A 12,703-nucleotide genomic window follows, 5' to 3' on the forward strand; every position below is an offset into this window, starting at 1 on the left:
TGCAATCACTAATGGTTATTTATACTCGATGATTTTCATAGGGGCAGCCCTCTGGCGCCGCCAAAAATAAGTCAGCATACCGATCACATTGGGCAGCTTGGACAGGGTCAGGAAAAAGGCTTGCTTAGCGGCCGAGGCCTTTTGCAGTCCATTGTTCATCAATCCTTGTGTCGTCCGCAAATATGACAGGACATATACAAGCAACGCAGCAAGCGTAAACCAAGACGTCAAGAACAACCCAATTACAGCGACGATTGGTAGAGCGGCCCCATAGAACCAGACCCGTTTGCGCTCGCGTGTAAAATAGTCCGGGTGCAGCGCGCCGACTTGGGCGAACCCATGCCCCGTACGAACCGCACGCCGCCACCATTGAGAAAATCTCGTCATATCTGCGTCATGAAGGGTCATCTTCAGCGGTAGACGTTCGATTTTCCAACCGGCTTTTCGGATCCTTACACACAGCTCATCATCTTCTGCTGCGATGACTGTGTCATCGAACCCTCCGACACTCTCGAATGCTTTGGTACGAACCATCATGTCACCACCACAAGTCAGGATCTCACCTGCCGGCCGGTGCCACTCAAAGTCGCACATCGCGTTGTAGACACTAGCGTCCGGGTAGATCTCGGACCGCCATCCAGTGATGATGCCAAGTGACTCGTCTTTGGCGAGTGCTTCAGCCGCAGACGTTATCCAACCCGCTACGATCGCGCAGTCGCCATCGATGAATTGGACATAGTCAAAGGGTTGACCCATGGACCTCAGGGCATCATATCCCGCGTTGCGCGCCCTTGCTGCTGTAAATGGTTTCGACAAATCCAACTCTACGACATGGGCCCCGGCCAAGCGCGCCTCCTCGACGCTGTTGTCGGATGAGTTTGAATCCACGTAGACCACCGCGTCCACGTCTTCGGGTATCGACGCAAGACAGCGTACCAGTCTTTCGCCTTCGTTTCGACCAATCAGAACCAATCCGATTTTGCCGGTCGCGGTGTCACTTTGTACCATGCAGCCCCCGGTCGGTCGCTTCGGATGAATTGATCAGATGTGCCAGACGACCGGCTTCGGTCTGCTGGTTGAAATCTGCTACAACCTTGTCCCTGCCCGCTTTACCCATATTCTCTCTCAGCTGTGGGTCGGACAACAAATCGCGCAATCGCGCTGTAAGTTCATCCACATTACCGGGTGGAACGAGAAAACCGCTCACTCCATCCTCGACCAGTTCTGATATCCCACCTACCCGCGTAGCGAGCACCGGCAAGCCGCTGGCCATCGCCTCCATCAGCGTCACGGGTACGCCTTCAGCAAAGCTTGGAAGCACCAAAACATCTGCTTCAGCGAGCGTCTTCGCCACCTCGTCCTGTGATTTGTACCCCGCGAACTCAACAATTGGGCCAAGTCCCATCTTTTGAGCGCGTTCTTCAAGATCGGGACGTTCTGGGCCATCGCCGATCATCGTCACCCGAACCCCTGGGATATCGCTTTTCAATCGCGCGAGGGCGGATAGTAGAACCGGTACACCTTTGACACCCGCCAGACGCCCCACGAACACCAGATGCGGGGCGGTCGAATTTCGGGTCGTTTCAGCCTGATATTTTTTCGGATCAACGCCGCAGTGAATGATATTTAGTTTGTCCCAATGTTCCTGATCCGAAAAGATCATGCATTGGCTACGACAAAAGTCGCTAATACAGGCAACAAAACGGGCCTCGGCGATCTTTGCGTCGATGCGCCAGTGTTTCGGTTCAAAGAAAATGTCCGGTCCGTGGATCGTGAAACTGAAAGGTATGCCACTGATTTTGCTCGTCAACATGGCGACGGTACATGTTGCCGTCGCAATATGGTTGTGCAGATGACGGACATTCCGCTGCGTCAGATGATCCGCCAAAACCGCGGCCTCGGCAAAGTAGATCAACTGATAAACCAAACCTTTCAACCCCGCCGGTCGCGTCGCCATCGCCAATCGGAGAGCCCCAAAGTATCGCCCGGGTGACCGTGCCAATGCCTGCAGATGACACCGTAACAGGCGGATCGGAGATATCGCCGCCGCAAGAACATAGAACGTGTTTTTGTACTCGCTACGCTGTTCCGGGCCAACGTGATGTTCCGATCCGGTCTTGCGGATCGAACAGGTTTCAACCTTAGTCCCCTGTGTGCGCAATGCCATGATCTCACGCTGAATGAACGTGTCGGTCGCGCGGGGATATTCGCCCGTCAAATACGCGATTGGGTCCTGTACGCTTGTTGAACTCATGGCTGACTGCTTCTTTCCTGCATCATCGCCACTGACATCACCTGTGCAAAAGGTGGCCAGGGCGGAATATCCAGCCGCGCGTGCAAACGAGTGTTATCGTACTTGATAGGCTTCATTCTCGCGTGCAAAGTGGCTGGCACCAACAAACCCGGAAGTCTTCGGCCCAACCAAGGAATTCTTTGCAGTACTCTGCCGAGCGCCGAAAAAACGCGCCAGTTGATCTTCCACACAATTCTTGGCCATCCACCTTGCCGCAGGGCCGCCAGATATGCAGCGCGATCTGGCCGGTCGTCATCGACCACATTAACAACTTCGACGCCAGTGGCTTTGGTTGTCGCCGCCAGAATCAAAGCATTTGCAGTGTGCTCGACATAGCTGACAGGAAGCTCTCCGCGCTGCTCAAACTGCACGAGAATCGGACCTATTGGATGGCCAAGATGACCATTCCACAACCGACCCGCCCCAAAGATAGCCCCTGGTCGAATGATCCACAGTTCGAATCCCATTTTCTCGGCTGCGGCTCGCGCGCGACGCTCTTGGTCGAGTTTCGCCCGACAATACGCATCGCGAAGACTAGGCGTACGTTCCAACAGACTGTCCTCGGTCAGAGTTTCCCCCTCTTCAAGCGCCTGACCGTCATATACCGACATCGAACTGACCAGTACCACCCGAGGAGCCGTCCGATCTTGTGGCATTGCTGTCAATACTGTTTCAGTCGTCTCCACCGTTTCACGAAATTGACGGTCAGCGTCTCCGGACACTATCGCCGCAGCGTGAATAATCGCGTCGACTTCGGAACATAGTTTCGTCAAACGGCGTTTTGCATCGGCCGCGGTCAGGTCCAAACCGACGACCGTGATACCGGAATCGTCCGTCCAGGCTGAAGGGGTCGAATTTGGATCACGGACAATAGCGACCACATCATGCCCACTATCTCGTGCGGACGCGACCACATGACGGCCGACAAATCCACCCGCGCCCGTAACCAATATTTTCATATTTGCCATGATGTTATCACCAACCAAGTGCTCGCATGGCGAAACCGTCTTGAACGCGTCTGTAACTGCACTTCACTTATAAACCTTACAAAAAACAACTTCAGGGATCAGAAAATTTTGAATCTTTGTCCTTTCTGCGAAATCTGCGTGAGTAGTCTATACAAGTTCGAGAATCCCTCTAGTCAAATTCCGCGTTCTGCGACGGAAAGGGAAGTCCTGCCCTGCACCTTTTCTCGACCTAGTTCTATTCGGTCAACTGCCTCGCACCATGCTGCATGCAGATAGCGCAATGCTAATCCACAAAAGAAACTTCATCATTTTTTTGCTCTAAATCGAGCCACTAACCTAAAGACAATCTGAAGATCGTGTCGCAGCTTTCATATTCCGCACATCCGCAAAGCGCGTGGGTATTTTGTTTAACCAAAGGGGCGATCTAAACTAAAATCAACGTGGGAAACAGTGGATTGTCATTTATGGTGCTCTACACCTATTGTTCTATCAAATCTTCGTTCTGCCCTGCCAGCTTGACGCGTGCGTCATCCGTTAGTTGTTGATTTAAAAGGTACCCTTGAGATGAAGACATTCGCATCATCGAGCTTTCGCCCCAGACAAATCCGAACACTTGTCATGGCGGCAATTGCGATCATCAGTTTGTTCGGCGCCATTAACTCTGCACGCGCCAACACTGAGCTGAGGACCTATATCTTTGGTCACAGCCTGATAAACAACAACTCAGGGCCATCGGCGGTCCCTTACTGGCTGACTTTGCTGGCGCGTGCCGACAAAAAGCGCTTCAACTACGCTGGGCAATACGGCTTCATGTGGGAACACAGCAAATATTTGCCGCCAGTGGCACAGTGGCAATTCGAAGGCGCACCCAGCTTCTGGAACCACGATTTGCAGAGCTTTAGCGCAGCCAATTTCAATTCGGTATTGCTAACGCCCGCCAATTTCATCCAGTGGCAGGCCCCTACGATCGTGGACACCGGAGCAAGCAACTCTCCGGTCGGATACACTCTGGAGGTCATAGACTGGGTCACCGCGCAAGAACCTGGCGTCGACATCTACATTTATGAAAATTGGCCCGACATGTCGGTCTACCTTCAAGATAATCAGTTTCCACCAACACAAGCCGAGTTCGATGAATACAATGCCTACACTCTGGGCGCGTTCCAAGACTGGTGGGGCGACTATGAAAAAGCTCTGTCCAGCGCGCGACCGGGCGTGAATATCAAGTCGATCCCTGTGGGGCCAACCATCGCTAAGATGTTGACCGAAACATCTTTGCTATCTGGTATTCCGGTGACGGATCTCTATTACGACGACGCACCGCATGGAACGCCGACCCTGTATTTTCTTGCGAGCCTGATCACCTATGCAGGGCTGTACCAATCGCCACCACCGGCGGATTTTGCAGTTCCACGCTCCATTCATCCGACGGTCAGAAAAAACTACAAGGACATTGTTCGTTGGATTTCCAAGGAACTGCGCGTCAGTTGAGTTTCGACCAACTGGCTCCGGCCTGATCTGGCCCTTCGAAGGCCGCCGAATGTCTGCTCAGCAGTTTCGATGCAACACGCCGTCATTCCCCTGCGGAGAGGCTCGCGTCAGTTATAAGACTGCTACGCCATCTGTTCCGCACCACGAGGAACCAAAAAATTCGTTCCGGTTCGCCGGAAGGCCCCTGCACCCAATACCGAGAAAGTGCCCGCGAAAGCATATATCAAGATCGGCGTTCCCAACAAAATAGCCACAACACCACAGACGGTTCCCAAGATCATTTCCAGCAATACCAGTCCAGCAACCATTGTGCTTCTAGCCCCAAGACAGCCAAGAAACTCTTCTGCGGTCTTAAGATCGGTTAAGATCAGAATTGTGGCGCCAAAAATGTCAAAAAATACGTCACCCCAGGGCGCGCCAAAGAAGCCGGCAAGGCACAGTTGGCGCGTAACTTCGAAGCGCAAAGCAAGAAAGCGTGGAAACTCGGTCAAAAGCCGGGCAATATGCGAGTGAAAGCAGAAGTTCGGTCACGCAAGAATACCGAAATCGACCCAAGGTAGGGATGGAAGAGTCAGAATATGAAGCCTATTTTTGTACTGTTCGTCGCGTTCATTTTCAGCGCCTTTGCACTTTCAGCCGAAGCACAAAACTACCGCATACAGCCCGGAGACACGCTGCGGATCGAGGTGCTTGAAGACCCCAGCCTCAATCGCGAAGTGCTCGTTCGACCAGATGGCAGAATCAACGTTCCGCTGGCTGGTTCTCTCGCAGCAGGTGGTCGCAGCGTCGAACAGGTCAGCGGCGAGTTGAAACAACTTCTGGCGCCTAATTTTGCATCACCGCCCAGTGTGTTCGTGTCCTTGGGTGCGCTCAACGTCCCCATCGCGCCACTGCCGGAAGAAACGATCAACGTGTATGTCATTGGCGAAGCCGGCACACCGGGGCGGCACGAAGCTGTTCGCGGCACCACGTTGTTGCAGTTTTTCGGCGAGATGGGCGGGTTCTCGCGTTTTGCGGCGACAAAACGGATCATGCTGCGCCGGACGGACAGAAGCGGCAAAGAAACCGTGTACAAATTCAACTATGACGCGATGCTTGACGGGACCGGAACCGGTGGTACGACCAAGCTGATTGACGGCGATGTGATCGTCATCCCGCAACGTCGCCTATTCGAATAAATCTGAAAGTGATCGGGCCGTGAACAAAAAGTCTGCCCTGCATGCTGTACTGTTCGGCACTGTGTGCGCAGCATCAAGTGTCAACGAGCGCGCACAAGCGCAGAGTGTTGAACTGGATCCCGGCGGTTTGCAACTAAGCTTTGGTATTGCCCAAAGGTTCGAAAGCGGGCGAAACCTGCAATTGGACGTGCCGGAAGAAGGACATGGAACAATTGCCTCAACGATCCTGTCGTTCGGATTGTCCAGTGAAACACCGATCCAGAGCATCGGCTTGGATGCTATAACTGCGCTTCGGTGGTCGGACCTTCCAGACAGAGGCAGCGAGTTCGATATCGGCGACTCGATCTTCGACTTCGACTATACCCGCGAGGGCGCGAATGCCGGGCTGGCGTTCGACGCTGATTTTTCAAGCTACGACATAGGCTTTCTGCGTTCGTTGACCGTGTTTGTCGATGATGAAGGTGTGATTGACCTGCCGCCGGATTTCGATGACCTGACGGGCGAGGGTACACGAAGAGAATACAACCTATCCTTCCAGATGGACTTTGGGCGCCAGGATCAAGTCGGCTATTTCTTTCGCCTCGAGCGTCAGGACATCAGCTATGTGGATCAAACCAACCCTGATCTTTTTGACCAAGATACCAATCGCGCGACCGTCGGTCTGAGTTTCTTTTTGTCGCCCGTTACAACCGCGAGGATCGAGGCCAGCGCAGAACGGTTTCAGGAAGATGATCTCGACCAAACAGATCGCCGAACAAACGACATTTTGATCGGCGTTTCGCACGAACTATCGCCCCGAAATCGTTTTGATTTAGCGCTCGGCTACGCAGATCTTCACGAACGTCGTTCCGTTTCGCCAGATATTCGACAATCCGGTCCCATCGGGCGCTTTTTGTTCGAACAGGATGTGCCGAACGGGTCACTCACATTTGGCCTGGAATCGGAAATAGACTCGCCAGGGCGCCTTAGCAGAATGCGCGTCGGGTACAGTAGAGAAATTGCGGACGGCAGTTTTTCCGCCAGCTTGGGGGTGGCGAACACAGAGGACGGTTTGACCGAACCGATCGGGTCGCTCAGCTACTCACAGGAGTTCAACGAAAACGAGCTTCGCATATTTTTTGACAGAAATGTCGTTTATGCCGATGAAGACGACTTCAGCGACGAGTACATTCTGAACGTCGGGTATATCTTGGGTTTGGGTCCGTCTTCTCGGCTGGGCTTCGGCGCAACACAGATCTTGACGAATGACGTCACTGTCGACCCGCGCATAGACCGTACTGAGTTGAATGCTGTGTACAGCTATGAACTTGAATCTCAATGGGTCATCAACACCGGTCTTAACTATCGCGTTCGTGACGAGCAGGGTGTGGGTAAGGCAACGAGCCCTCTTGTGTTCTTTTCAATCGGACGCGAGTTCGCGTGGCGACCCTGATCCGCCAGCCAGTTGCCGTCAGCGACCTTTCAAGCAGGGCACAATCACGCAGCCGATGAGTCGCAGTAAGACAGGTGATCGATACTCTAAAGGCTTGCCGGAAACATGGCACAGGAAGGTGGCCTCAAAGGACAAACAATCTATGGCCCCATCTGCGATTGTGTCGGAAAATGTTACAGTTCAGAACGGCAAATGGAACTTTCTATCCGACTCGCTTACTGAACCTTAGTCTTTACCGGGTGCAGTACTCTAAAATGACAAAAAAGTGGTCAAACGTCATCTGTTTCACAGATTGCCGACTGCAAGAATGGTATCAGTGTAAATAGCACATGGAAGCCAACGTGGACTTCGGAAAGATAAACATAGCCGGATGAGCGACAAGCAATTTCGGAGGAGTAGCATATATAAAAGGAGAGCGGAGAAAGCGGATAAGGTGGTTTCACAGACAAATGGAACCAAAGGGACACTCAGGAAGCGACTGGGCGAGTTTATTAGTAGATGAGTACGCAAATTGACGTTTAACCCCACCCCAAAGCCTAGCGAGGTGAATTCGGATACATCGCTGGACATCTACTCTGCTTGCTTTGGGCTGGCAGAGCGGCCTTTTTCGCTTTTGCCGGATCCGGATTTCATCTTTTGGTCGCAAGCCCACTTGCAGGCCTATACTATGCTGGAATACGGAATTTTAACCCGAGCGCCGATCACATTGATCACGGGCGAAGTTGGGGCAGGCAAAACAACTCTTTTGCATCAGTTTTTGAAATCCGTAGGTGATGACGTTAAAATTGGACTGATCTCGAACGCACATGGCGACAGGGGTGAGCTGCTGCGATGGGTCCTGATGGCTCTGGGCCAGCCCGCACCGACCAACGCGACCTATGTTGACCTATTTGCCGCGTTCCAGACGCACCTGATCGAGGAATATGCCCAAGGGCACCGAGTCATACTCATTTTCGACGAAGCGCAGAACCTCAGTTCCGAGTCGCTTGAAGAGCTTCGTATGTTCACGAACATAAACGCCAACAAAGACGAGTTGTTGCAGTTGGTGCTGGTGGGGCAACCTGAGTTGCAGGACATTATTCGCCGCCCGGAAATGCGGCAGTTTGCGCAGCGCGTCGCATCCAGTTTTCATCTGCGTGCGATGGATAGAAAAACCGTGAGAAGATACATTGCCCACAGATTGGACGTTGCGGGCGCAGCGCGCAATTTCTTTAGCCCGGCCGCGACCGACCTTATCTACGAAAAGACCGGTGGCGTTCCTCGACTTGTCAATCAGCTCTGCGATCTTGCCATGGTTTATGCCTCTGTGCGCGGAGGAAAGAGCGTTTCAAGGCATACTGTCGAATTGGTTCTGGATGACGGTGCCTTTTTCGCGGCGAGTTTGCCAGATCAAGCGGATGGTGCATCGATATGATGGATGAATTGCGATTTTATCTCTCACTTGTCTTTAGGCGGTTGCCCTATCTTCTTCTTATTGTCGTGACCTGTACGATAGGTGGTGTCATCTATGCGCTTTCGCTGACCCCAATTTACAAAGCGCAGTCCGTTCTGGTAGTGGAACCTCCGCAGATACCTGGTGAGCTTGCGTCAACAACGGTCCAGGCCAGCGTGGTCGAAATCCTCGAAGTCATTCAGCAGCGTTTGATGACCCGAGCCAATCTTCTGGATTTGTCCAGCCGCTTCGGTGTTCACGACGACAAGCCGGAACTGACCACCGACGAGAAAATCCAGGATATGCGGGAACGGATCGAGATCGACCTGCCAGTTGACACGCGTAACAGGGCCTCCTTCGTTTCGGTGTCATTTGCCGCACCAACTGGTGAAATATCAGCTCTGGTTACCAACGAAATCGTTGAACAGATATTGCAGGAAAACGTGGCAATGCGCACCGGCGTGGCCGCTCAAACTCTGGACTTCTTCGTACAGGAAGTCGCGCGCCTGGACAAAGAACTGGCAGAACAAGGCGGAAGAATTCTGGAATTCAAGGAAGCGAACAGCGATGCGCTGCCTGACAGCTTGGACTACCGCCGAAACCGTCAGTCCTCGTTACAGGAACGGATTTTGCAACTGGATCGGGAATTGTCCGGGTTGCGCGATCGGCGTGCTCGACTGGTGGAGATCTACGAGAGGACTGGCCGGTCGGATTTGGCTGGTGAGAGTCTGACGCCGGAACAGCGTCGATTGCGGCAGTTGCAGGACGAGCGCGCCTCGGCCCTGGTCATTTATTCCCCGGATCATCCCCGAATTAAATCGCTGGACGGCCAGATCGCAGCGATGGAGGCCGCCAATATCAAACTAGGCCTGGGAACCGAGACCGCACCAAACTTCACCGCATTCGACCTGCAAATTTCAGACATAGACGGTCAGATTTCGTTCATCGAAGAGCAAAAAACAGTTATCAACGGCGAATTGGATCAGCTGGCGCTTTCGATTGAGGCGACGCCGACCAACGCAATCGCCCTTGGAACCTTGGAGCGCGACTACGATAACCTTCGTCTTCAATACGGTCAGGCGACCGCAAGTCTTGCCGAAGCCCGAACAGGAGATCAGATTGAGTCTCAGGCGCGTGGTCAACGGATCACCGTGTCGGAGCAAGCTGTCGTGCCCGACAGCCCTGCTGAGTCAAGCCGCAAGAAGATCGCGGCTGCCGGCATGGCCGCTGGACTGGCGCTTGCGGGCGGTTTGTTTGTACTGCTGGAACTTATCAACGGTACCCTTCGCCGACCCGCAGACCTTACAAACCGTTTGGGCGCGGCACCCTTTGCCACTATTCCATACATCCCGAATACGGGTGATGTGATCGCGCGCAGAGGATTGGTGCTTGCAAGCTTGCTGATCCCCATCGCCGGGGTGGCGATTGGGTTATACGTGATCCACCAATTTTATTTGCCCCTTGACCTGTTTATCGAGAAAGTCGCCGAAAGATTAGGCGCATCTGGGCTGCTTGACAGGTTCAATTTAGGATAACAGGAACGAGATATGGAACGCATTCAGTCTGCTATCCAAAAGGCCCGCGAAGCACGGCAGCAACCCGATGGCTCGGCGAAAACAAAGCCAGCGCCAACCCCAGCCCTCGCGTTTGAGAACCGCTCAGGTGATGCGGTTGATACGCCAGCCCCGGAAGCCCAGCACTGGGCAGCGCTGGAAAAAGTTGAGATCAACCACAAACGGCTCAAACGGGCACGTGTCTTTTCTGATCAGGTCAGCGACATGGCGGCACCGTTTGATGCGTTGCGCACCCGCATGCTGCATCAAATGAACTCGAACAATTGGCGGCGTGTCGCCATTACATCACCCGGGTCCGCTTGCGGAAAAACCACCCTGTGTCTCAACCTTGCGTTCAGCTTTGCCCGTCAACGCAATATGCGGTCTCTGGTTGTTGACTTGGATATGCGTCGCCCTTCTATCGCAAAAACCCTTAACGTCGGTGGGACACACCAGTTTGCCAGAGCATTGGAGGGGCAAGCTGCCCCCGAAGACCACATCGTCTGCCTTGAGGATAAGCTGGCATTTGCAATCAACGATCAACCGGTTCAGAGCCCTGCTGAGCTATTGCAGGATAAGGATGCCGCGCACGTCATCGATGAGATTGAAGAAAGGTACAAGCCCGACGTGATGCTGTTTGACACGCCTCCTATGTTGGCGTGCGATGACACTTACGCATTCCTCGATCAGATCGACTGTGTGCTTCTTGTCGCTGGCGCCGAAAGCTCAACGGCCGAGGAATTGGAGAAATGCAAACGTGACATCGAAGCACGCTGTAATCTGATGGGTGTGATTTTGAACAAGTGTCGCTATTTGGATAGATCTGATAACTACGGGTATTAAGTCCGATATCGTTATTCGAATGGTTGCGAGGCGTGGCCGCCCAACGCGAGTTGTTCTGCGCTCTCTGTTACATCAAATTGCGATGCGGCATTCCTCTGAAGATACCATTCGATCGCGTTGTCGAAATCTGCTCCGTAAGGGAAATCGGTTCAGCGAGAAAAACGAACTTGCAACGCCTGCAAGGTCAACTTTGGTAGTATCAGGATACAACGCGCATAGCGCGCGGCGAGCCTGCCAGGATTGCTCAACATCCGCCAAAGCCATTCCAACGCCAGCTTTCTGACCCATGGTGGTGCGCGACGCTGGCTTCCTGCGATGAAATCAAGCCCGGCGCCAATTGAAACAAAGCCGCACTCGGGTGCGAGTTCCAGACCGCGGGCAGCAAGGATCTCTTGCTTTGGCGCTCCCAAAGCCAGAAAGCACAGCTTTGCGCCAGACTTTTCTATATCCTTCAGATATGCTTCGATTTCGGGACCCATTGGGTCCAAGCCGTATGGTGGGGCGATTTTGCAAACGACATTCAGCCCAGCATTTGTGCTTGCCAAGCGGTCAGCGGCCCGATCCAAAGTTTCTTCGGTCGCGCCCAGCAATGCGATCGAAACGCCGTGCTGTGCGGCCAGGCTCGATATCGGCGCGATTAATTCGGAACCTGGCATCAATTCAATTGGGCGCCCAGCCAGCCGTGACAACCAAACGATCGGATTGCCGTCAGCAACAACGTGGCTCTGTGCGCTATATGCGTCTCGAAAGCTTGATAGATGACGCATTTTCACAATGTGATCCAGATTTAGGGTCGCAAGGGCAAACCCCTGTCTTTTTTCCCAGCAATCTAGGATTTTCTCGAACAGCCCGGTCTTTGTCGGACAATTGATCAAAGCAATGAATTCGGGCTCTGACGGCTTTTGAGTTTTTGTCATATCAATTTGCAACTTATTGAGCGATTTCGCTGAACGGGGCCTTATCCATTGTGATGACCCAGTCGCTGCAAGATGTCTATGTTCGAGTGCTGAGCTTTCCAATGACAATTTCTGGCAACCCCTAACCTTAGAGCTTCGGGTTCGCCCGATGAGTTCGTATTGCAGGTAGCTAAATTTATCGATTCGAATGGCGCCGTTTTTACCGTCGTTCAGGTGTTCCGTTGATTTCGAAGAATTCAAGACAAATCTGAAACGATTCCCCGTAACAGGATGAAACAACTCGGCCGCGTTAAACCAAAAGATGAGCGACCTGCCCAAGATTCGCCAAATTTCAACGCGCTAAGCGCTATTTCGGCGGAATTTCGGGGGCTTTCGGCAATGTCTTGCCTGCTTACCCATCGCCAGATTTATCAGGTTGCTGCCGTTAAAGACCGTCACTATCCACAGAAACAGGGATGGTTAAATTAGTTTTTGGTTGAGTAAATGGAAACGATTGTTCGCGTATAAGGCATTGCGGACATTCATAAATGGGCCAAAACTAAGCGACGGGCAGTATGTTAAATCTAGTCGAATACAATACCTGCGAAAGCAGGACA

The 12,703-nt window shown here is 52.9% G+C and carries 10 protein-coding genes; 6 read left to right on the forward strand and 4 right to left on the reverse strand.

Annotated elements, in window-relative coordinates; all coding sequences use genetic code 11:
• Positions 1 to 15 precede the first annotated feature (15 nt).
• From ACR0JA_RS10780 to ACR0JA_RS10790, 3 genes are read right to left on the reverse strand one after another with little or no spacing between them, the layout of a single operon-like run.
• Entirely contained in the window at positions 16 to 1,008 is a 993-nt protein-coding gene (locus ACR0JA_RS10780; protein WP_480573982.1) for a glycosyltransferase family 2 protein, read from the reverse strand.
• Positions 995 to 2,254 (reverse strand): glycosyltransferase, encoded by a 1,260-nt coding sequence (locus ACR0JA_RS10785; RefSeq protein ID WP_480573984.1) that lies wholly within the window; start codon positions 2,252 to 2,254, stop codon positions 995 to 997. Before ACR0JA_RS10785 ends, ACR0JA_RS10780 begins: the two co-directional genes overlap by 14 nt.
• Positions 2,251 to 3,261, reverse strand: coding sequence for an NAD-dependent epimerase/dehydratase family protein (locus ACR0JA_RS10790; RefSeq protein ID WP_480573987.1), 1,011 nt, complete (start codon positions 3,259 to 3,261; stop codon positions 2,251 to 2,253). The genes ACR0JA_RS10785 and ACR0JA_RS10790 overlap by 4 nt, the downstream gene beginning before the upstream one ends.
• A 618-nt stretch (positions 3,262 to 3,879) precedes the next feature.
• On the opposite strand from ACR0JA_RS10790, the gene ACR0JA_RS10795 reads away from it, so the two are divergent.
• From ACR0JA_RS10795 to ACR0JA_RS10820, 6 genes are all read left to right on the forward strand, one after another.
• Entirely contained in the window at positions 3,880 to 4,752 is an 873-nt protein-coding gene (locus tag ACR0JA_RS10795; RefSeq protein ID WP_480573990.1) for a hypothetical protein, read from the forward strand.
• A 578-nt stretch (positions 4,753 to 5,330) separates the two neighbouring features.
• Positions 5,331 to 5,930, forward strand: a complete 600-nt coding sequence (locus ACR0JA_RS10800) for a polysaccharide biosynthesis/export family protein (RefSeq protein ID WP_480573993.1) — start codon at positions 5,331 to 5,333, stop codon at positions 5,928 to 5,930.
• A 181-nt stretch (positions 5,931 to 6,111) separates the two neighbouring features.
• Positions 6,112 to 7,362, forward strand: coding sequence for a hypothetical protein (locus tag ACR0JA_RS10805; RefSeq protein ID WP_480573996.1), 1,251 nt, complete (start codon positions 6,112 to 6,114; stop codon positions 7,360 to 7,362).
• Between the two features lie 511 nt (positions 7,363 to 7,873).
• Positions 7,874 to 8,776: an ExeA family protein gene (locus tag ACR0JA_RS10810; RefSeq protein ID WP_480573999.1), complete on the forward strand. Its 903-nt coding sequence runs from the start codon at positions 7,874 to 7,876 to the stop codon at positions 8,774 to 8,776.
• Entirely contained in the window at positions 8,773 to 10,329 is a 1,557-nt protein-coding gene (locus ACR0JA_RS10815) for a GumC family protein (RefSeq protein WP_480574002.1), read from the forward strand. Before ACR0JA_RS10810 ends, ACR0JA_RS10815 begins: the two co-directional genes overlap by 4 nt.
• 12 nt (positions 10,330 to 10,341) lie before the next feature.
• A complete protein-coding gene (locus ACR0JA_RS10820; protein ID WP_480574005.1) occupies positions 10,342 to 11,190 on the forward strand; it encodes a CpsD/CapB family tyrosine-protein kinase in 849 nt (282 codons plus the stop codon).
• A 149-nt stretch (positions 11,191 to 11,339) separates the two neighbouring features.
• Here ACR0JA_RS10820 and ACR0JA_RS10825 read toward each other — a convergent pair whose 3' ends face one another.
• Entirely contained in the window at positions 11,340 to 12,386 is a 1,047-nt protein-coding gene (locus tag ACR0JA_RS10825; RefSeq protein WP_480574008.1) for a WecB/TagA/CpsF family glycosyltransferase, read from the reverse strand.
• Positions 12,387 to 12,703: the final 317 nt, after the last annotated feature.

This window comes from Ruegeria sp. AM4 (assembly GCF_056540665.1).

Bases quoted from the DNA above. Each gene is read 5' to 3' on its own strand.
- ACR0JA_RS10780 (WP_480573982.1), bottom strand. From the start codon at position 1,008: ATGGTACAAAGTGACACCGCGACCGGCAAAATCGGATTGGTTCTGATT.
- ACR0JA_RS10785 (WP_480573984.1), bottom strand. From the start codon at position 2,254: ATGAGTTCAACAAGCGTACAGGACCCAATCGCGTATTTGACGGGCGAA.
- ACR0JA_RS10790 (WP_480573987.1), bottom strand. From the start codon at position 3,261: ATGGCAAATATGAAAATATTGGTTACGGGCGCGGGTGGATTTGTCGGC.
- ACR0JA_RS10795 (WP_480573990.1), top strand. From the start codon at position 3,880: ATGGCGGCAATTGCGATCATCAGTTTGTTCGGCGCCATTAACTCTGCA.
- ACR0JA_RS10800 (WP_480573993.1), top strand. From the start codon at position 5,331: ATGAAGCCTATTTTTGTACTGTTCGTCGCGTTCATTTTCAGCGCCTTT.
- ACR0JA_RS10815 (WP_480574002.1), top strand. From the start codon at position 8,773: ATGATGGATGAATTGCGATTTTATCTCTCACTTGTCTTTAGGCGGTTG.
- ACR0JA_RS10820 (WP_480574005.1), top strand. From the start codon at position 10,342: ATGGAACGCATTCAGTCTGCTATCCAAAAGGCCCGCGAAGCACGGCAG.